19 protein-coding genes are annotated in these 18,815 nt (G+C 70.8%); 13 read left to right on the top strand and 6 right to left on the bottom strand.

The annotated features are described in order from the left end of the window. Position 1: 1 nt before the first annotated feature. Positions 2-1,297: a formimidoylglutamate deiminase gene (locus ABZ382_RS09785; protein WP_357086341.1), complete on the top strand. Its 1,296-nt coding sequence runs from the start codon at positions 2-4 to the stop codon at positions 1,295-1,297. Beyond that, positions 1,288-2,469: an imidazolonepropionase gene (hutI, locus tag ABZ382_RS09780; protein ID WP_357086339.1), complete on the top strand. Its 1,182-nt coding sequence runs from the start codon at positions 1,288-1,290 to the stop codon at positions 2,467-2,469. The genes ABZ382_RS09785 and hutI overlap by 10 nt, the downstream gene beginning before the upstream one ends. 7 nt (positions 2,470-2,476) lie before the next feature. Here hutI and ABZ382_RS09775 read toward each other — a convergent pair whose 3' ends face one another. Then, positions 2,477-3,634: a lipase family protein gene (locus ABZ382_RS09775; RefSeq protein WP_357086337.1), complete on the bottom strand. Its 1,158-nt coding sequence runs from the start codon at positions 3,632-3,634 to the stop codon at positions 2,477-2,479. 72 nt (positions 3,635-3,706) lie between these two features. Further along, positions 3,707-4,144 carry a T6SS immunity protein Tdi1 domain-containing protein gene (locus tag ABZ382_RS09770; protein WP_357086335.1) on the bottom strand — a complete coding sequence of 146 codons (438 nt, stop codon included), beginning with the start codon at positions 4,142-4,144 and terminating at the stop codon, positions 3,707-3,709. Between the two features lie 94 nt (positions 4,145-4,238). Between ABZ382_RS09770 and ABZ382_RS09765 the strand changes: the two genes are divergently transcribed. Both ABZ382_RS09765 and ABZ382_RS09760 read left to right on the top strand, forming a co-directional pair. Then, positions 4,239-5,222, top strand: a complete 984-nt coding sequence (locus tag ABZ382_RS09765; RefSeq protein ID WP_357086333.1) for a cyclase family protein — start codon at positions 4,239-4,241, stop codon at positions 5,220-5,222. A 129-nt stretch (positions 5,223-5,351) separates the two neighbouring features. Continuing rightward, positions 5,352-6,098, top strand: coding sequence for a helix-turn-helix transcriptional regulator (locus tag ABZ382_RS09760; RefSeq protein WP_357086331.1), 747 nt, complete (start codon positions 5,352-5,354; stop codon positions 6,096-6,098). Between the two features lie 24 nt (positions 6,099-6,122). Here the strand turns inward: ABZ382_RS09760 and ABZ382_RS09755 are convergent, their stop codons facing one another. The 3 genes from ABZ382_RS09755 to ABZ382_RS09745 all read right to left on the bottom strand — a co-directional run bounded on the left by ABZ382_RS09755 (position 6,123) and on the right by ABZ382_RS09745 (position 8,169). Further along, positions 6,123-6,455, bottom strand: coding sequence for a hypothetical protein (locus tag ABZ382_RS09755; protein ID WP_357086329.1), 333 nt, complete (start codon positions 6,453-6,455; stop codon positions 6,123-6,125). A 299-nt stretch (positions 6,456-6,754) separates the two neighbouring features. Continuing rightward, the gene (locus tag ABZ382_RS09750; protein WP_357086327.1) at positions 6,755-7,543 is read right to left on the bottom strand and encodes a hypothetical protein; all 789 of its coding nucleotides are present in this window, start codon (positions 7,541-7,543) and stop codon (positions 6,755-6,757) included. Positions 7,544-7,626: 83 nt separating this feature from the next. Next, positions 7,627-8,169 (bottom strand): lipoprotein LpqH, encoded by a 543-nt coding sequence (locus tag ABZ382_RS09745; RefSeq protein WP_357086325.1) that lies wholly within the window; start codon positions 8,167-8,169, stop codon positions 7,627-7,629. Positions 8,170-8,317: 148 nt separating this feature from the next. Here ABZ382_RS09745 and ABZ382_RS09740 point away from each other — a divergent pair, with 148 nt between their 5' ends. From ABZ382_RS09740 to ABZ382_RS09720, 5 genes are all read left to right on the top strand, one after another. Continuing rightward, the gene (locus tag ABZ382_RS09740) at positions 8,318-9,742 is read left to right on the top strand and encodes a hypothetical protein (RefSeq protein ID WP_357087316.1); all 1,425 of its coding nucleotides are present in this window, start codon (positions 8,318-8,320) and stop codon (positions 9,740-9,742) included. Further along, positions 9,739-10,929, top strand: a complete 1,191-nt coding sequence (locus ABZ382_RS09735; RefSeq protein ID WP_357086323.1) for a hypothetical protein — start codon at positions 9,739-9,741, stop codon at positions 10,927-10,929. Before ABZ382_RS09740 ends, ABZ382_RS09735 begins: the two co-directional genes overlap by 4 nt. Positions 10,930-10,931: 2 nt before the next feature. Next, positions 10,932-12,446: a tetratricopeptide repeat protein gene (locus ABZ382_RS09730; RefSeq protein ID WP_357086321.1), complete on the top strand. Its 1,515-nt coding sequence runs from the start codon at positions 10,932-10,934 to the stop codon at positions 12,444-12,446. Then, positions 12,443-13,756, top strand: a complete 1,314-nt coding sequence (locus ABZ382_RS09725; RefSeq protein ID WP_357086319.1) for a hypothetical protein — start codon at positions 12,443-12,445, stop codon at positions 13,754-13,756. Before ABZ382_RS09730 ends, ABZ382_RS09725 begins: the two co-directional genes overlap by 4 nt. Before the next feature lie 110 nt (positions 13,757-13,866). Continuing rightward, the gene (locus ABZ382_RS09720) at positions 13,867-15,189 is read left to right on the top strand and encodes a serine hydrolase (RefSeq protein ID WP_357086317.1); all 1,323 of its coding nucleotides are present in this window, start codon (positions 13,867-13,869) and stop codon (positions 15,187-15,189) included. A gap of 18 nt (positions 15,190-15,207) precedes the next feature. Here ABZ382_RS09720 and ABZ382_RS09715 read toward each other — a convergent pair whose 3' ends face one another. Next, entirely contained in the window at positions 15,208-15,924 is a 717-nt protein-coding gene (locus ABZ382_RS09715) for an SDR family oxidoreductase (protein WP_357086315.1), read from the bottom strand. A 109-nt stretch (positions 15,925-16,033) separates the two neighbouring features. Between ABZ382_RS09715 and ABZ382_RS09710 the strand changes: the two genes are divergently transcribed. The 4 genes from ABZ382_RS09710 to ABZ382_RS09695 all read left to right on the top strand — a co-directional run bounded on the left by ABZ382_RS09710 (position 16,034) and on the right by ABZ382_RS09695 (position 18,814). Beyond that, on the top strand, positions 16,034-16,675 hold the full coding sequence (locus ABZ382_RS09710) for a helix-turn-helix domain-containing protein (RefSeq protein ID WP_357086313.1): 642 nt from the start codon (positions 16,034-16,036) through the stop codon (positions 16,673-16,675). A 92-nt stretch (positions 16,676-16,767) separates the two neighbouring features. Beyond that, on the top strand, positions 16,768-17,079 hold the full coding sequence (locus ABZ382_RS09705; protein ID WP_357086311.1) for a hypothetical protein: 312 nt from the start codon (positions 16,768-16,770) through the stop codon (positions 17,077-17,079). 82 nt (positions 17,080-17,161) lie between these two features. Beyond that, on the top strand, positions 17,162-17,623 hold the full coding sequence (locus tag ABZ382_RS09700) for a hypothetical protein (protein WP_357086309.1): 462 nt from the start codon (positions 17,162-17,164) through the stop codon (positions 17,621-17,623). Between the two features lie 36 nt (positions 17,624-17,659). Next, the gene (locus ABZ382_RS09695; RefSeq protein WP_357086307.1) at positions 17,660-18,814 is read left to right on the top strand and encodes a nucleotide pyrophosphatase/phosphodiesterase family protein; all 1,155 of its coding nucleotides are present in this window, start codon (positions 17,660-17,662) and stop codon (positions 18,812-18,814) included. The last annotated feature ends 1 nt before the right edge of the window (position 18,815 follow it).

Raw genomic sequence — 18,815 nt, 5'->3', positions numbered from 1 at the left:
ATTGACCACCTACTGGTGTGAGCACGCGTGGCTCCCGTCGGGGGTGGCGACGGGGGTGCGCATCGATGTCGCGGAAGGCGTCATCGTGGCGGTGGCCAGCGGTGAGCGGGCCTGCGGGACCCGGCTGCCCGGCACGGTCGTGCCGGGGTTCGCCAATGCGCACTCGCACGCCTTCCATCGGGCCCTGCGCGGACGGGCACAGTCCGGTCGGGGCACCTTCTGGACCTGGCGGGAGCGTATGTACGCGGTGGCCGCACGGTTGGAGCCGGACTCCTACTACCGGCTGGCGCGCGCGGTGTACGCCGAGATGGTGCTCGCGGGCTACACCAGCGTCGCGGAGTTCCACTACCTGCATCACGCGGCACACGGGCAGCGGTACGCCGACTCCAACGAGTTCTCGCACGCGCTGGTCGCGGCGGCCGCCGATGCCGGGATCCGGCTGACGCTGCTCGACACGTGTTATCTGGCAGGGGGTTTCGGTCAGCCGACGACCGGCGTGCAGCAGCGGTTCGACGACGGTGATGCCGAGGCGTGGGCGCAGCGACTCGAATCATTGTCCCCGGCAGCGGGATTGGTTCGGGTCGGGGCGGCGATCCACTCGGTGCGGGCCGTCCCCGCGGATCAGCTGCCGACGGTGGTACGCGGCGCGGGGGACCGGCCCCTGCACGTCCACCTGTCGGAGCAGCCGCGCGAGAACGAGGAATGCCTCGCGGTCCACGGCTGCACGCCCACCGAACTGCTGGCGGCCGCCGGGGCGCTCGGCCCGCGCACGGTCGCCGTGCACGCCACCCACCTGACGTCCGGCGATATCACCGCACTCGGGGAGTGCTGGGCGTGCCTGTGCCCCAGTACGGAAGCCGATCTCGGCGACGGCATCGGGCCCGCCCGGGCGCTGGCCGATGCCGGGGTGCGGCTGGCGCTCGGCAGTGATGGGCAGTCGGTCATCGATCCCTGGTTCGAGGCGCGGGCCCTGGAGCTGCACGAACGGCTCGGCAGCGGCGAGCGGGGACGATTCGGGGCCGGCGAACTGCTGTCCGCCGCCACCGCGCACGCCGTCTCGGGATGGACCGGCCCGGGCGTGATCGCGCCCGGCCGGGACGCCGACCTGGTGTGTGTGGACACGGCGTCGCCGCGCACCGCGGGCGTGGCAGGGGACGGAATCCTGTTCGCGGCCACGGCATCCGACGTGACCGACGTCATGGTCGCGGGCCGTTGGGTGGTCCGCGATCGCGCTCACGGCGCCCTCGGCGATATCGCCGGGGCCCTCGACACCGAGATCGGAGCACTATGGCGATGAACCCGGCGACCACGGTCATCACCGGCATCGGCGAACTCACCACCAACACGGCGGAGTACGGGGTCCTGCGTGACGCGGCCCTGGTGATCGAGGACGACCTCGTGCGCTGGATCGGCCCCACCGCATCGGCTCCGGCTGCCGATCACCACCTGGACGCCGGCGGCCGGGCCGTGCTGCCCGGTTGGGTGGACAGCCACACCCACCTGGTGTTCGCGGGGGATCGCACCGCCGAGTTCGGGGCCCGGATGAGCGGAATCCCGTACTCCGCGGGCGGTATTCGCACCACGGTCGATGCCACCCGCGCGGCGAACGATGCCGCACTGGCCGCGAACCTGCGCCGGTTGCGGGCCGAGGCCCTGCGTCAGGGCACCACCTACCTGGAGACCAAGACCGGCTACGGGCTGACCGTCGCCGACGAACAGCGCTGCGCCATGGTGGCCGCCGACGTCGCGGACGAGGTCACCTTCCTCGGCGCGCACGTGGTCCCGCCCGAACTGTCCGCCGACGAGTACCTGGACCTGGTCTGCGGACCCATGCTCGACGCGGTCGCGCCGTATGTCCGCTGGACCGACGTCTTCTGTGAGACAGGGGCTTTCGACGCCGATCAGTCGGCGCGGGTGCTGACGGCGGGCCGCGCTCGTGGCCTCGGTCTTCGCGTCCACGGCAATCAACTGGGCCCGGGGCCGGGCGTCCGGCTGGCCGTCGAGCACGGCGCGGCCAGTGTGGACCACTGCACCCACCTGACCGACGCCGATATCGACGCGCTGGCCGAATCCACCACCGTCGCCACCCTGCTGCCCGCCTGCGACCTCTCCACTCGCCAGCCGCTCGCACCCGCCCGCCGCCTGCTGTATGCCGGGGCCCGCATCGCGCTCGCCACGAACGCCAACCCCGGCAGCTCCTATACGACCTCCATGGCGTATTGCGTGGCCACCGCCGTCCTGCAGATGAATCTGACCATCACCGAGGCGATCTGGGCCGCGACCGCGGGCGGCGCCCTGGCACTCGGCCACGATCTGTCGGCGCCCGGCGCGGTGGGAGTGCTGCGCCCGAACTCCGCGGCCGACCTCCACATTCTCGACGCCCCGTCCGTGATTCACCTCGCGTACCGCCCCGGCGTCCCGCTGACCTGGTCGGTCTGGCGGCGCGGCGAACAGCAGTGGCCCGGCTAGGCGTCGCTCACGGGAGGTGGGTTCCGAGGAAGGCCAGCGCGTCGGGCAGCGAGGCGAGGAACGCACCGCTGTGGTCCTTGCCGGGGTAGGCGGTCACGGTGACCTTGGCCCACGGGTTGTGGGCCTGCAATTTCGGGCCGTACGCGGGCGTGGCGGCCGGGGGCACGTCGATGTCGGCGGTGCCGTACCCGATCATCAGATCGGCGGGGACGATGTCCTCTTGATAGGAGACCAGGGATCGGATGGCGGATTCGAAGGTCGGGGTGGGGTTGTCGGGGTCCTCGACCAGGGCCTCCGGTCGTCGGCCTTCGGCGGTGGCCACCAGGGTCGAAAGGCATTCGGTGGCAGCCTTTTCCACGTACCGCCTGCCGAAGTCCGACAGATAGGGCGTGACGCTGCCCGGGTCGAGCTCCTCCAGCGCGGCCAGGTAGTAGCCCGCGTACCCGACCTGATTCGCCGAGCCGGTCGAGCCGCGGCGGAACATCTCCCGCAGGCTGGTCGCCGGATCCGTGCGCAGGCCGGTGGCGATGACGCCGGTGAGCCCCGGTGTGGCGGAGGAGTTCCGGGCGTAGAGGGCGGCGGCGCTCATGACGGCGTGCGCGCCCTCGGACTGGCCGACGAGGACATAGTGCCGGGACAATGGCACCGGCAGCCCGCGCAGCGCGGTCACGGCGTCGAGCAGCGAACGGCCCTCGACCGTGGAGTTGTAGTAACTGAACCGTCCGCCGGTGCCCAACCCCTGATAGTCGGGAGCCAGCACCGCGTAGCCGTGATCGAGAATCTCGTTGAAATAGGCGCGATTTCGCTCCGACTGCGGCCGGTGTGACGACGCGCAATCGTTCCCGATCCCCACCGTGCCGTGCGCCCACACCACCAGCGGCCAACCGCCCTCGGGTGGCGGCCCGGCCGGGACGTACAGCGCGGCGCTCGCGTCGGCCCGATGGTCACGCTGGTCGACGGTCGAGTACGAGAAACCCAGCGTCATCGCCGACCTCTCGAAAGACCATGCGCCGTCCAGCAATTCGATTCCGGTGACGTGACCGAGGTCGACCGTGTCGGATACCGCGGGCGCCGCCGTCACGGCGAGGGCGGCGCAGACGCTCACCGCGCCCGCGGCCAGTGCCGCCCGCCTGATCGTGACCGTGAGCCCGCGACGAATCGGCATGGCCATCACTCCCTTTCGGCGGCGCAACGACCCGACCATACCGCCCGGGCGACCCCGCGACGGGGAGCTTGCTCACGAATCCTGTTCGTGCGCTTGCGCCACCAGATCGAAGAACACCCAGACGCCGCCCTTCTGATAGGCGTCCGGTGTCTCGGAGCCGCCGAGGAAGGGGTACGGGGTGGCGATGTAGACCTCGCCGTCGTCGAGCGGGCCGAGGCGCCGGCGGATCTCGGCGACATGACCCGGCTGCAGCACGTAGGTGATGACGTTCGGATCGAACAGGACCTGGCTGACGAATTCGGTGACCTCGGTGAAGACGCCGTAGTCCTTGACGCCGGGACTGTACGGGTCGAAGATGCCGTACTCGCCGGTGCGGCTGCTCATCAGGAACGCGTGCCCCAGATCCGAGTAGCCGACCACCGTGTCGTACGGCGGATACTGCTCGGCCCACGCCGGCATCACCCGGTCCATACGCAGGTCGCCGATGAGGCGGAAGGGAACGCTGGTCACTGCGCCCATCCAACCAGACCGACCGGGACTCTCACTCGACAGGTTCCGCCGCACCGGGTAGATATCGAGCGACCGATCGACATGGAGGTGCCCGGTGACCGAGGAATGGCGCAAAGCCGCTGAGCGCGTGCGCAACTGGGGCCGTTGGGGCGAAGACGACCAGCTCGGAGCGCTGAATCACCTCACGCCGGACCGCATCGCCTACGCCGCCACCCGGGCGTTGCGAGGCCGCACCATCCAGCTCGGCATCCCCATCGACGCCTACGGCCCGCAGGGTTCCAGTGGCTATCGGCGCAACCCCATCCACCTGATGTCCGTCGACGGCGGCGACGCCGAGCTCGCGGGCTACCTCGAGGGCTGGGGCGGGCCCACCGAGGCCCAGGTCGCCGGACTGTACGGGCACGGCCCGATGCGCTTCAACGACGACTACCTGATGATGCCGTTGCAATCGTCCACGCAATGGGACGCCATCTCGCACGTGTACTACGACGGACTGCTCTACAACGGGTACCCGGCCGGTTCGGTCACCAGCTTCGGCGCCACGAAACTGGGCATCGAGCGGATCGCCGAAGGCGGCGGCGTGGTCGGCCGCGGCGTCCTGCTGGACGTGGCCCGCCACCGGAACGTGGACCGGCTCGAACCCGCCACCGTCATCAGCCCGCAGGAATTGGCCGCGGTGGCCGAGGCCCAGGATGTCGAGCTGCGGCCCGGCGACATCCTGGTGGTGCGCACCGGCTGGTGGACCCGCTTCCTCGAAACCCGCAGGCACGGCGAATGGTTCGCGGGCAGCCCCGGCCTGAGCTGGCGGTGCGCGGAATGGTTCCACGAACACGACATCGCCGCCGTCGCCGCCGACAACCCGGCCGTCGAGGTGATCCAGCCCGAGGACGGCGTCATGATGCCGCTGCACATGATCGCGCTGCGGGACATGGGCATGCCGCTGGGCGAGATCTGGGATCTCGAAGCGCTGTCCCGCGATTGCGCCGAGGACGGCGTCTACGACTTCCTGCTCTGCGCGCCCGCCTTGCGAATTCCCGGCGCGGTGGGGACCCCGATCAGCCCGATCGCCATCAAATAGGACCGGCGGCCGGTAGATTCGGCAACGCTCATGGTCGAATGCGGACAACCCAGCCGAACACCGCGGTACGCGCCGAGGGCCGGTACCCCCACCGGCCTCGAACTGCTGGACTTCGACCGGCTCCGCGGCATGTCCGTGGCGCTGGGCCGGGAGACCATTCGCGGCGACTTCCACGTGCTGGCCCGGTGCACCGCGGGCAGCGGGCGGCTGACCGTCGACTTCGCGGTACACGAGATCACCGCCGACACCATCGCCTGGATCCATCCCGGCTGGACGCATCGCTGGGACGACATCGCCGACCTGAAGGGCGATCTCGTGCTGGTGCGCTCCGACCTGGTCCCGGCCGCGGTGCTCGGACGGCTGCCGTCCACGCCCCCGATCGTGGCCGCGAATGCCCTGACCGACAGCGCCTTCGACCACCTGGCCGGGGAATACGCGGCCGATCCGCCCGACCCCGCCATCCTCGGGCACCTGCTCGGCGCGGTCACCCTGCGGCTGTCCGCGGCCCTGCCGACGCCGCCGGAACCCACCGACCTCTTCGGCCGGTTCGCGCGCCTGGTCGAACGCTGTCACGCCGACACCCGCGAAGTGTCCTGGTACGCGGCGCAACTCGGCTACTCGCCGCGCACCCTCTCCCGCGCCGTGCAGGCCGCCACCGGGGTCACCGCCAAGCAGTACGTGAACGCGCGCGTCACCTTGGAAGCGAAACGCCTGCTCGCACAGGGTCCCGCCACTACGGCCGACTGCGCCCGTCACCTCGGCTTCGACGACCCGGCCAACTTCACCAAGTTCTTCCGCGCCCACACCGCGACCACCCCCACCGGGTTCCGCATCGAACTCGGTGGGCAGGGCGCGACCCCGGCGTCCCCTGGGTGACGCCGGGGTGAACCGCCGCGGCCGTCAGGCCGGAGGCGCGGGCTGCCAGCAGCCCAACGGCGGTCCGGGCGGGGTGATCAGCGTCCAGCCGATGAGGGCGCCGATGCCGGCACCGATCAACGCGCCGGGCAGAGCACTGCCGCTGCCACCGATGACGCCGCCGACCAGCGCGCCCAGGATGGCATTGCACTGACGCATCACGTCGAAGTCGTCCACGGGCTGCACGTTCGTGTCGGCGGCCGGGGGCGTCGGGGATACCTCGTCGACCTGGACCGCGATACCCGGTCCGGGATCCGACTGCGCGGGGTCGGCCACCGCGGTGCCGACCGTCAATACCGTTGCTCCGAGTGCGAGCACGGCGGATGCGGTAAATCGCCTGATTCTCATCGCTCCTTCTTCCGTGCTGGTAGAAGTGCATTTCGAATTCAATTAGGCAACCTGGTCGCTGAGTTATAGGTACCAGAAAAAGCGACCACACAGTTCGTTTCCGAATTATTGTGATCGCCGGGCAATGGGGTTGTGACGGCTGGCCTGGTCGGGACTACCGGCCTGCGGGCGCGGGCGCGGATCGACGGGTGCTACGAACGTCCGTGACACAGCACGAGAGCCGCGGGCGGCAAGGCCTGCGGCTCTGGGGGATTCGAGGTGGTCGTTCATCATCCGGCGGCGTTGACGGGCAGGGACAGCACCACCTCCTGTTCGTTCTCCGGCAGGTAGTGGACGCCCACGATGCGGCCGACCTGGACCAGCGAGACCGCCGTCGGGGGCAGGAACTTCTCGGTGCGGGTCTCGAACGTGGTGCCGTCCGGGCGGGTGACCACCAGGACCAGGTCGAGACGGGTGTAGCCGTCGCGGATCTCGCCGGGCACCGACAGCGACCGGACCACCGCCTGCGCCGCGGTGCCGCGCCGGGCGATATCGAGCTTGGCGGGCGTGGTGAAACCCTTGCGGATCATGGCCGCGTTCATGGCGTCCTGCGCCGCCGAGGTGTCGCCGGACAGGTCCACCTCGACCTTGTCCAGGCTGTCGGGCAGGTAGCGGACCGGCAGCACCACGCCCGGCCGCAGCAGGGCCAGCTGGGTGAGCGGCACGATCAGCTTGGCGTGCGAGGCGAACACCTTGCCGTCGGCGCCCTCGACCCGGAAGTCGATGCGCACCTGCGGCTGCTCATTGAGGTAGACGCCGGTCTGGCGGACGCTCTCGACCGTGCCCAGACCCACCAGGCCGTCACGGAACTGGGAGCTGTTGGTGCCGGTGAAGGCCGACATGATGCCGTCACCGGTGAAGGCGAAGACGATCGGGATGATGGTCAGGGCGATGATCGGCAGGGCCATCTGCGGGCCCACCCAGCCGAAGACGTCATCGGCGGTGAGGCCGTGCCACAGGTAGTAGCCGATGGCCAGGACGCCGAGAGCGAGGACGCTGTAACGGATTTGGTTCTTCATGTGCTTCTCCTGATTCGAAGTCGTGGTGGTTGTCGGCCCCGCTCGCGCCCGGTGGCGCGAGCGGGGAGAACAGCGGGGCCGGGTCAGCCGACGATGGTGGAGCAGGCGAAGACGATCTCGAACTTCTCGGTCTTCGGGCCCGCCATCGGGTTCGACAGGTCCACGCCGCCGACACCCTCACCGGACACCGTGTAGGTGTTGCCGCTCTTGGTGACCTTCGCCGAACCGCCCGGCATGCCGTTGCCGAAGCCCACCGCGTACGGCTGGCCGTTGGCGCCGCCCTTGGTGCCGGTGATGCCGACCGCCTGCACGGTGTTGTCGCCGGTGATGGTGGCGCTGGCGGCGAGGGTGCCGTAGGTGGCGTTGCTCTGGTCGGCCAGCGCCAGGGCCAGGGTGCCCGCCTGCTTCACGCAGGTGGTGTCGAACTTGCCGCTGATCGCCTTGCCGTCCACCGACGCGGACGACGCGCCGCCGGCGGGAGTCGCGGAACCCGGCGCGGCGGAGGTCGCGGCGGTGGTGGGCGAACCCGACTTGGAATTGCCGGAGCTGCAACCGGTCACCAGCAGCGCGGCCGCGGCGGTGGCGGCGAGGACGGCGGTGGTGAGGCGGATCGGCTTGGTGTTCATGGTCATTCCTCGTTCTCGTGATGGTGGCTCCGGGGTGGAACCGATGTCAGAACAGTAGGAATCGGCACCCCGCCTACCGATCCCAACTTCCGAGGCGCGCGGGCCCGGGAAACTGCGATAACGTGGGCGAATGCGACGACCGCGGGCCATGGTGCTGGATGAGGTCTGGCACCGCCTCGCCGGTGTCGAACCCCTGAGCGGACCCCACGGCGGGCCCCTCCGGCGCACCGTCAAGCTGATCCTGGATCCCCTGGTGATCCGGCCCGTCCAGCACCCGGCCTGCGCCGGGGCCATGCTGAGCGCCGACGGCGCGGTGCTGCTCGCCGCCCGGGTCCACGCCGCCGCCGACGTCCTGGCCGCCACCGCCGCCTGGTTCACGCTGCTCAAGCAGACCCGGCGCGCGCTGCGCATCACCGAGGGCAATGCGCAGGACCTGTACTTCCAGCGCTGTTTCGAACTGGCCACCGTCTCGGGTCGGCCGGATCCCGTGCGGGACCGGCCCGCCGCCGAAGCGGCACTGCGCGAGATCCACGGGGTCACGGCGGGACGCACCACGCAGGCGCTGCGGGAGTACCTGTCCGAACCGGAGCGGTCCGAGGACGTGGCCGAGCTGATCGACACCGCGTGGCGGCGACGGCCGCTGACCGACGTGCCCGATCACGCGGATCTGCTCGGCGAACTCGTCGACGCCTGCGCCGCAACCCGATTCGACGATGCGGATGATCCGCCCGACCTCGATGACGCTGTCGAAGCATCCGTGGGTACGCACACGGGTATTCGGCTCTGGGACGGTGGGATCGGCAGTACCGCACAGGAACTGGGCCTCACCCTGTACCCGCTGCCGCAACCGCCCGGAGTCGGCGCGTCAGCCGCCACCGCCACGCTCGGACTACCGCTGGACCGCACCATTCACGAGCGGGTCTTCACCGTCCTCCAGGCCTCCAGCGAACGCGCCGACCTGCCCCCGATCCCGGAACTGGTCGACGCCGAGGTCGCCCGCGCGTGCGCGCCCTGGGCGCTGCTGGACGAATCTCTGCGGGTGGCAGCCGCCGCGGGCGCGACCCTGGCGGTCACCTTGCGGCCCCTCGGTGACCACCGTGGACACGGGCCGAACAGCAATGGCGGGGGCATGGTTCCGCCCGAGGCCCGAACAGGTGCGATCGGTGACGCGGCCAGTTCGCCCGGCGCCATCACCGGAGACCCCGGGGCCGCAATCGATTCGGGGGATCCCACCGGTGGCGCGGCCGCGCGGCTGATCAACGGGCGGTGGCAACGCGAGGCCTACGTATTGCAGGCTCGGCGGATGGCGGTCCACGTGGGTGCCGCCGACGGGCCGCTGGGCGCCATTGCCGCCGACCTGAGGGTGCCGTGGCGTCCCTACCTACGCAGGCTGTGGCCGCGGCTGCACGGACGCGATGTGCGGGAATTTCCGGTGTACGCCGCCGACGAACTGTGGGACCTGCTCGACGGAGTCGCCCGATCGGTCATCCTCGACCACCGCATGCGGGTGCGGAAGGCCCTGGCCGCCACCGCGACCGCCGAGCACGAGGATCTGGAATCGAGGGCGGGATGACGAACTCGACTGTCATCATCGACCGCCGCCCCGGCGCGGTGCGTGGCATCGTCCCGGTCGGATCCCCGGCCGTCTCGCCCGCCGGACCCGACACCATGGTGCTGGAAGTAGTCGGCGGCCTCCTGACCTGGAATGTCCTTGCCGCACAGGAACTCCCCGTCGCGATCATCGACGACGTCGACGCCGCCCAGGAGTGGGTGTGGGCCCTGTACGGCGAGCCGGTCGCCACCGCGCTCGACGCCGTGCGGCCGCGAGCCCGCGAACTCTCGGGGGATCTTGTCGAATTCGGCACCACCGCAGCCGGTCCGGATGCTCCCAGCGACGAGCCGACCGGCATGGACGACGGGTTGCCCGGTGCGGATACGTTCGATCGCGCGGCCCGGCGCGCCTCGGTGGACCCCCGCGGCCACCGCCTGACCGAAGCGGCGGCGGCGCCCGGGCTCCCCGCGCTGGTGGTCAGTGCCCGCAGACTCGCCTACGCGCACTGGGCGTCCCGCTGGTGGCCCGCCTCCGTCCTCGACGGCATCGCCGCCCTCGATCCGGTGCTGCTCGACCGCGATATCGCGCTGCTCACCGAGGAGTGCGAGTCCGTGGTGGACGGGGCGGACGCCGTGGCGCCCAGTATCCGCGTATCCGTGGAGAGCTCCTCGCGTGCCTCGGATTACGCGCTGGCGGCCGGCGACGCGGACCGGTCCGGAGGCGCTCTGGTGCTGGCGCGCGGCACCGGCGGCTGGGACTGGCGGCACTGCCCGCCCGGCCTGGTCGACGCCTCCGAGTCCGCGGTGTCCTGGCAGGTCCTGCGGGAGGCGGGGGCCACCACCGTCGTCATTGCCGTAGCCGCTCACCCGGAGCTGCCCGCGGCCGTGCCCGAGCACCTGCGGCCGTGGGCCCGCGTCGACACCGGGCGTGGTGAACTGCTGACCGAACTGCGTCCGGGCGGCGACAGCTGGATCGGCGAATCCGAGTTGCCCGCACCGGCTTCCACTGTGGCTGTCTCCATCGGAGTCCCTGGCTTCGGGCCCGACATCGACGCTGACCCGCAGGCGGCGCAGGACGCGGTGCGTCAGCGAATTCGCGACTTCGCGGCCGAACGGCTCCGGACGGCGTCGACCCGGGTCGGTGACGACGGTCCGTTCGCGCCCTTGCTCGCCGAAATCGACGCCGCCGCAGGTGAATCGGACTTCTGAACATGAGTGCGGGTATCGACGAGAACGCGGGGGAGAGTCCGCTGCTGCGGTCCGGGGCGGAGGCCGTGGCCCGCGGTGAACTGCTGGAGGGGCTGCGGATATTCGAGCGGGCGGCCTCGGTCGAGCAGGGGGACCTGCGGCTGTGCGCGCTGGTGGACGTCGCGGTGGTGACCGACCGGCTGGGGGATCATGCCGGGGCTGCGGCGCGGTTCCGGGAAGCGCTCGCGCAGATGCCGGAGGACGCGCCCAGGATGTATCCCGGCGCGCTGATCGGGTTGTCGCAGGCGTTGCAGAACCTCGGAGATCTGGACGGGGCGCAGTCGGCCCTCGAACAGGCTCGGGAGGTGCTCGGGTACGAGGGCGCGCCGGGCGATCTGCGGCTGGCGTGTCTGGTGTCCGCCACGGCGATCGCCCTGCACCGGCAGCAGTGGTGGCGGGCACTGGAGCTGGCCGGTGAATCACTGGACGCGGCACGGCGGTTCGGGCCCGAGCAGGCCGGGCATCCGCTGATGAACCTGGCCGCCGCGCACTTCGAGACCGGGCGCTGGGAGCTGGCCCAGGATTTCGCCGGGCAGGCGCTGGCCGCCTTCGAAGCCGTCGCCGACCCCGGCGGGGTCGCCGAGACACGGCAGAACCTGGCGTTGATGCACACGCGCACAGGCGCTTTCGACGAGGCCGAACCGCTGCTGGCCGCCTCCCAGGAGTATTTCGAGGCGGCCGGGATGGCGCATCGCGCGGGCATCGGGCTCAAGGTCATGGGGTTCATCGCCGAGCGGCGCGGCCGGACGGGGACGGCGGACGATCGGTACCGTGCGGCGCTGCATCGGTTCGAAGAGTCGCACGCCGTGGTCGAGGCGGCAGACGTACGACTTCGTTTGGCCACCAATGCTTTCGCGGCGGCACGCTACGAGGACGGTGAATCCGAGCTGGCGGCGGCGCGCGCCACCTACGCCGCGCGCGGCCTCGGGCTGCACTGCGCCCAGCTCGACTACTGGCACGCGGGACTCCTGGAGCCGCTCGTCGCGCACGTGCCGGGCCTGCTGGCGCGCGCGGTGGATCTGGCGGTCCCGGCCGCACTGGCCTTGGACGCCGTCCGCTACGAACTGCCCGACGGCACCCAACGCGACAGCTGGAACCGTCGCATCGTGAATCCCGCCCTGCGGCTGGCCTTCCGATACGCCTACTTGGCCGGAGACGCCCGGCTGGTCGCCGACCTCATCGAAAATCAGTGCGCGGGCACGAACCTGGACATTGACCGGCTCGCCACGGACCCGCCCGCACCGCTGGACCTGTTCGAACCCTTCGATCCGCCCTCGGACTCGGCGGCCGCCGTCCAGGACGCGCTGCAACTCGGCACCGCCCTCGCGGCCGTGGCGGCGGGGGCGGGACTGCCCGTGACGCCACCGCCTCGGATCGCGGTGCGACCGGACGGCCATATCGCCCTGTCCGCCTGGCTCGACGCCGCCGAACAACGCTACGGCCGCCGCGTCCGCACCGACCGCGTGATCCCCGCATGACGCCCACCGTGCTGGTCCGGATGGCGGACGCGGGCGACCTCTACCTGACCTGGCGCTGGATCGACGACAGCGCGCCCGCCGGAGTCGGGGTGGTTCCGGAAGACCAGGTCGAAGCGGCCATGAGGCGGTTCACCGCCGCCCTGCCCGCACCGGGAACCGCCGGTGGGCTCGAAAATGCGCTCACCACTGGTGAACTGGCGACGGCTGAGGCGGAAAACGGTCTGGTGCAGTACCTCTCGTCGGTTTTGCTGCCCTACAACCTGGCCGTTTCACTGCACGAGTTCTACGTGCGGGGTATTCGACCGCACGTCCGGATTCAGCCGTCGCCGCGTACCGCGCAACTGCCCTGGGAACTGATCGCCCCCGACTCGGATGTGCGCCTGCTGGATATCGCCGATGTGAGCGTCCTCGCCCCGACTGGCATCGTTCACGCACCAGCCCGCATCGCGCGATCATGGACCGAAACCCGTGACCTGCCCGTCGTCGCGGTGCTCGACCCGCGCGTGCCGGGCTTCCGCGCCGACTCCGCCCTCGGCTCCGTCCTCGGCCGGATGGATTCCGCCGCAGCCCCGCTGGCCACGCTGGTCGCCGACCACGCGGCCGCCGGCCGCCTCACCCCGCCCGTCGCCGAACCGGTGGAGGCGTTCCGCCGCACCGATGTCGACCGCGCCTGGCTGAGCCGCGCCCTGCACGCCGGGGCGGCCCGCCTGCTCTACGTCGGCCACGTCACCGCCGCCGCCCCCGAATCCGGCCGCAGCGAATCGGCCACCCTGCACCTGTCCTGCACCGCCGCCAGCCCGGGCTGCGCGCCCGCCTACCGCGACCATCGGCCGCTCTCGGCACGGGATCTGCTGCTGGGCACCCACGCGCTCACCGCGGGCTCGCGGTCGAACAACCTCGGCGCTGCGGGCGACGGCGTTGGCGGGGAAGCGGTTCCGCGAACCGGGCCCGAGATCTGGCCGATCCCGAGCCGGGTCGCCCTCATCGCCTGCGAGAGCGGCGGCGACCTCCGGTTCGCCGAACCACTGGGTCTGGTGGCGGCCATGCTCACCGGCGGCGCGGAACTGGTGACGGCGGGCCGCTGGCCGCTGCCCACCGATCTGGCGTTCCGCCGGTTCTCCGGCATCCCCGACACCGTGCACCCGTTCCAGGAAGCCGTGTGCGCCATCGACTCCGCGCACGAGACCGCCGATCCGGTCGCCGCCCTCAATGCCTGGCAACGCACCCATCTGGCCGCCTGGCGCGCGACCGGGGCGATCGAGCATTCCCCGCTGATCTGGGCGGCGTTCGCCACCGTCGACACCCGCTGATCGGCTGCCCCGAAAACCTGCGCCCCCGAAAGTCACGGGCCGGGAAGAGCTAATCGCGCCCGCCGATTCTCCGATGAGCCAAGCGGATTCATCGGAGAACGGAGGATCGAGTGGCGCGCTTCCTGACAGGCATCCTGGCGGTGGTGATGGCGGCCGCCCTGACCTCGTTCGCGGCGCCCGTCGCCGGAGCGGAGCCGGACGGTCTGCGGCACTGTGAAGTCATCGACGGCAGGCAGCCCGAAACCGCGACCGCCGAAGACGTGGGACTGGATTCGGACGCGCTGCGGCGCGCGGTGGACTTCGCCTCCGACCCGACCCGCTTCACCGTCCAGGTCTTCCGCAACAACTGCCTGATCGCGGCCGGACCCACCAATCAGCGGGCGGGCGGCGTCCCGTGGAACCTGTGGAGCGGCACCAAGAGCGTCGTGTCCATGGTCGCGGGGATCGCGGCCGGCGAAGGCCTGCTGCGCGTGGACGATCCGATCGGGGGCTACCTGCCCGCCGGGCTCGGTGACGCCGAGCATCGCGCGATCACCGTGCGCAGCCTGCTGACCGAAACCTCCGGCATGGAGATCGCCATCGCCTCCGAAGGCATCACCGGGGTGGCGCGGCTCGACCCGAACGTGGTCGCGCAGGCCCTCGCCATGCCCATCCTGCATCCGCAAGGGGAGACCTGGCAGTACAGTCAACGCGCCGTCGACCTGCTCGTATACGTGATCCAGCGGGCTGTCGGCGAGGACTTCCAGGCCTACGCGCAACGAAACCTCTTCGACCCCTTGGGCATCCGGCAATCCGACTACCTGTGGGCGCGGGACCGCAGTGGCAACACCTACGGGCACGCCCACCTGGTGCTCCCGCCCGACGACTACGCCAAACTCGGCCTGCTGCTCGTCAATCGCGGCACTTGGCGCGGCCGCCAAGTGATCCCGGCCGCCTACCTCGCCGAGGCCACCACCTCCCAAGGCGTCAACCCCTGCTACGGCTTCCTGATCACCGTCAACGGCCCCGACTGCGAGGACCTCTTCCCCGGCCTCCCCAAGGACGCCCTCCAGATGGCCGGCATGATGCGCCAGGACAACTTCATCGTCCCCAGCCTCGGCCTCCTGGTCAGCTGGACCGGCGTCACGGTTCCCGGTGGCGCGGTGAGCTTTCCCCACGACGTCCTGCGCGGCCTCACCACGGCCTTCCGCACCCCCACCCTCCCCGACCCCGGCCCCTACATCCAGCGCCCGGAAGCCGCCATCACCGACCCCATGTTCATGAACCCGGACGCCACCCTCGCCGCCCTGGGCCTGGGCCCGATGGCCTACCCGGGCTGCGGCCTGCTGGAATGCCTCGGCAAACCGCTGTACCCGCCGTTCGGTGACTGGCCGCCGGGCTGCTTCATCCTCGGCTGCACCGGGGTCGACCCCGCGACCCCGGGCATCCGCTGACCTGTTGAGGGCGTCGGATCAGAAGCCGATCTCCACTTCGGTTCGATCCCGGCGGGTGTACAGGTCCCAATAGTGTTCGCCCAGTTCGCTACTGGTCATGCGCGGGATGCTGACGCCGGGCGGCGCCACCTCGGGGTGCTCGTCGACCATGCGCTCCGCCTCGCTGTCGCCGATCAGCACGCCGATGTTCATCAGCCCGACGTGCACGCCGGTGCCGTGCAATTCCTCGGCCAGTTGCAGCACGTAGGCCCGCTGCGCGGCCAGGGCCACACCGAAATTGGCCAGATAGGGCAGTACGCCGTGCGCGGGCGAGCCCGAGGAGAACAGCAGGGCGCCGGTGCCCCGCTCGAGCATGGCGGGCAGTAGGGCGCGGGTCATCAGGATGGGGGAGTGCAGCTTCAGGGTCATGGGAACGCGCAGGGCCGCGAGGTCCACGGCGCGGGTGGAGGGTGAGCGGTCGGTCATTCCGGCGGCCGCGCCGTGCAGTGCGACGTCGATGTCGCCGAAGGTCCGCCGAATGGTGGCGATGGCCGCGTCGAGCTGGTCCGCGGCGGTGACGTCGGCGGGGAAGGCCTGAGCCTCGATGCCCTCGGCTTTCAGGTCGGTCACGTGCCGATCGGCCTTGTCGGGGCCGCGGCCGATCACGGCCACCCGGAACCCCTCTCGCCCGAAGCGCCGCGCGACGCCCATGCCGAGGCCGGGGCCGAAACCGAAGATCGCGATGGTCTTGCTCATGCTCGCTCCTCGCTAAGTTGAGCAATGGTTCAAGTTACAGCGACGATGCTAGCATTAAGTTGAACCCATGCTCAACATAAATCGTGACCCCGATTTGTAGGATCGGCGCATGCCCGCCCAGAAACCGCTCCGCCTCGACGCCCGCCGCAATCGCGACGCGCTGGTGACCGCGGCGCGTGAGGTTTTCGCCGAACGCGGGCTCGACGCGCCCCTCAAGGAGATCGCCGCCCGCGCGGGCGTGGCCATCGGCACCCTCTACAACCGCTTCCCCGCGCGCGACGACCTGATCGCGGCCGCGGTCGAGGACCGCATCGAGGCGGGCGGGCGCATCGCGGAAACCGCTCTGGCCGTGGATGATCCGTGGGATTCGTTCGTGTACCTGGTCGAGAAGATCTGTGAGCTACAGGCTCACGACCGCTTGCTCAACGAGCTCGCGCTGCGTGCCGCGCCCAGTCCGGAGATCGCCGCCCAGCGCGATCGCGGCCACGCCGTCATGCGTGAAATCATCACGCGCGCACAGGATGCCGGGGTGCTGCGGGCGGACTGGGCGCTCGAGGACATCGCCTTCATCACCTGGTCGCACACGCGGGTGGTCGAGCAGACCGCGGGCATCGCCCCCGAGGCGTGGCGGCGCAATCTGGCGCTGATCCTGGACGGACTACGGGCGGAAGCCGCTCACCCGCTGCCGGTTCCGCCGATCAGCGAGGACCAGTTGAACCGCTCACTGCTCGCAGACCCGGACCGCGACTGAGGGGCGAACACCGCCCCGGAGAAACGGTGGAATCGGCTCCGGTTACCGTCGGAGTGGTAGTCGTTCGCTCGTATCTGTTGGAGGTTGTGAAAATGGCTGGGATTCCCGCGGTACCGACGTCGCTGCTCGCGGCCGGTGGACTCACCGGCGGCTTCGCGCTCGCCCAGGCCACCAAGAAGCGGCAACTCGGCGGGGCGGTGTTCGCGGCAGGAACCGCGGCCGCGTTCCCGCGGTGGCGCAAGACCGTCGGCACCGGTGGCGCGGCCGCGCTGACCGGGCTCGCCATCGGCGCGATGGGCGCCTCGCACCCGCTGGCCAAGAAGATCGGCGCGTGGCCGTCGGTGGCCGTGGTGTCGAGTGTGGTCGCCGTGGCCGCGTGGGCCGCGGTGGATCGTCGCGCCTGATTCATCCGCCGGTCCTCCGGTGTGTTTCGGACCGTAAGGTTCGATCGCGTGCCGGGGGACCGTCCGCGCAATACCGTGGAGTATGCGCACTTTCGTTCACTTACTGCTGTTCGCCGCCGCCGTCGCGGTGGCGGTCGGGGTCTTCGGTCCGCTCATCGGCACGGTCGACGCGCGGAATGTTCAGTTCACCGACCTGCGTAACGGCTTCGAGCAAGGTCGGACCATGGGTCAGATCGGGGCGCAGTCGGGGAGCTTCGTCACCTCGCTGGCCATCGGACTGCTCGGGGTGGCGGCGGTGGTGCTGGTGGCCGCGCTGACCGGGTCCCGCATCGTGGGCTGGATCGGCGTGCTGGCCGGACTGGCCGGACTCGGCGTCCTGGGCTGGCGGCTCGACCAGCGCTTCGACCACGAACTCCGCACCGACTACCGGCATCTGCTCTCCGGCACCTGGGGGCTGTACCTGGTCGCCGGGGGACTGCTGCTGTCCCTGCTGCTCCTGCTCGTCCCGCGCGAACGCCGGCTGCCGCCGCCGCCGGGATTCTGAGCTCGAGATCCACCATTGGCCCAATAGAGTCGATTCATGCCCGGTACACCCGCGGGGGCCAGTCCGCACACGCTCGCCGACATCCTGCCCTCCGTCGCCGCCTCCTTCGGACTCGATCAGCCGAATCCGCTGGCCATCGCACCCAATCGGGACGTCGTGGTCCTGCTCATCGACGGCCTCGGCGCGGAACTGCTGGCCCGCCACCGCGACCTCGCGCCCACCCTCGCCGCCCACGTCCGCACCACGCTCACCGCGGGCTTTCCGGCCACCACCTCGACCAGCCTGACCAGCCTCGCGCTCGGCGCGCCCTGCGCCACCCACGGCATCATCGGTTACAGCTTCGCGCTGCCCGACGGCGACGGAGTGCGGCTGTTGAACTCGCTGCGCTGGACCCTCGACAGCGCCACCGGCGACACCGCCGTCGAGGCCTACCCGCCGGAATCGGTGCAGCCGCAGGCCAGCCGGCTCGAGGACCTGGCCGCCCACGGGATCGAACCGCACTACGTGATTCCCGGCTACCAGCGCGCCTCGGGACTGACCCGCGCCGCCTTCCGCGCCCCGGGCACCCTGCACCCGGCCTCGAACCTCGACGATCTGCGCGCCGGAATCCTCACTGTCGCACAACATTCCGGGACGGCGTCGCGGTTCGCGTACGCCTACTTCGCCGACCTCGACGCCAACGGGCACCTGTACGGCCCCGAATCGCCGCAGTGGCTGGCGGTGCTGGCCGAGATCGACGCCGCGGTCGCCGACCTGCTCGCGGACCTGCCGTCCAGCTGCACACTGCTGATCACCGGCGATCACGGAATGATCCACGTGGACAATGCCATCGACCTCGACGCGCTCCCCGCCCTGCACCGGGGCGTCCGCCTGATCGGCGGCGAGGCGCGGGTGCGGCACGTCTATCTCGAACACCCCCATGCCCTCGCCGATGTCCGCGCGGCCTGGACCGGGGAACTGTCGCCGCACGCCACCGTCGTCTCCCGCGAACAAGCCCTCGACGAGCACTGGTTCGGGCCGACCCCGCCGACACCTGTGATCGCCCACCGCATCGGCGATCTCATCGCCGTGGCCGAGAATCAGGCGGCACTGATCCGGCCCGCCCTCGAACCCCTGGAATCCGCTCTACTGGGCCACCACGGGGCCCGCACCTCCGCCGAACAGCTCGTCCCGCTGATCGCGAACCTCTGAA

It is taken from the genome of Nocardia sp. NPDC005825 (assembly GCF_040630175.1).
In the GTDB taxonomy this organism is placed as follows: Bacteria; Actinomycetota; Actinomycetes; order Mycobacteriales; family Mycobacteriaceae; genus Nocardia.
The sequence above is the reverse complement of the archived record's forward strand: the minus strand, read 5'-3'. Positions and strand labels throughout refer to the sequence as shown.

Excerpts from the sequence above, each read along its gene's own strand:
- hutI (WP_357086339.1), top strand. The coding sequence starts at position 1,288 with ATGGCGATGAACCCGGCGACCACGGTCATCACCGGCATCGGCGAACTC.
- ABZ382_RS09775 (WP_357086337.1), bottom strand. The coding sequence starts at position 3,634 with ATGCCGATTCGTCGCGGGCTCACGGTCACGATCAGGCGGGCGGCACTG.
- ABZ382_RS09760 (WP_357086331.1), top strand. The coding sequence starts at position 5,352 with ATGTCCGTGGCGCTGGGCCGGGAGACCATTCGCGGCGACTTCCACGTG.
- ABZ382_RS09750 (WP_357086327.1), bottom strand. The coding sequence starts at position 7,543 with ATGAAGAACCAAATCCGTTACAGCGTCCTCGCTCTCGGCGTCCTGGCC.
- ABZ382_RS09745 (WP_357086325.1), bottom strand. The coding sequence starts at position 8,169 with ATGAACACCAAGCCGATCCGCCTCACCACCGCCGTCCTCGCCGCCACC.
- ABZ382_RS09740 (WP_357087316.1), top strand. The coding sequence starts at position 8,318 with ATGGTGCTGGATGAGGTCTGGCACCGCCTCGCCGGTGTCGAACCCCTG.
- ABZ382_RS09735 (WP_357086323.1), top strand. The coding sequence starts at position 9,739 with ATGACGAACTCGACTGTCATCATCGACCGCCGCCCCGGCGCGGTGCGT.
- ABZ382_RS09730 (WP_357086321.1), top strand. The coding sequence starts at position 10,932 with ATGAGTGCGGGTATCGACGAGAACGCGGGGGAGAGTCCGCTGCTGCGG.
- ABZ382_RS09725 (WP_357086319.1), top strand. The coding sequence starts at position 12,443 with ATGACGCCCACCGTGCTGGTCCGGATGGCGGACGCGGGCGACCTCTAC.
- ABZ382_RS09715 (WP_357086315.1), bottom strand. The coding sequence starts at position 15,924 with ATGAGCAAGACCATCGCGATCTTCGGTTTCGGCCCCGGCCTCGGCATG.
- ABZ382_RS09710 (WP_357086313.1), top strand. The coding sequence starts at position 16,034 with ATGCCCGCCCAGAAACCGCTCCGCCTCGACGCCCGCCGCAATCGCGAC.
- ABZ382_RS09705 (WP_357086311.1), top strand. The coding sequence starts at position 16,768 with ATGGCTGGGATTCCCGCGGTACCGACGTCGCTGCTCGCGGCCGGTGGA.
- ABZ382_RS09700 (WP_357086309.1), top strand. The coding sequence starts at position 17,162 with ATGCGCACTTTCGTTCACTTACTGCTGTTCGCCGCCGCCGTCGCGGTG.
- ABZ382_RS09695 (WP_357086307.1), top strand. The coding sequence starts at position 17,660 with ATGCCCGGTACACCCGCGGGGGCCAGTCCGCACACGCTCGCCGACATC.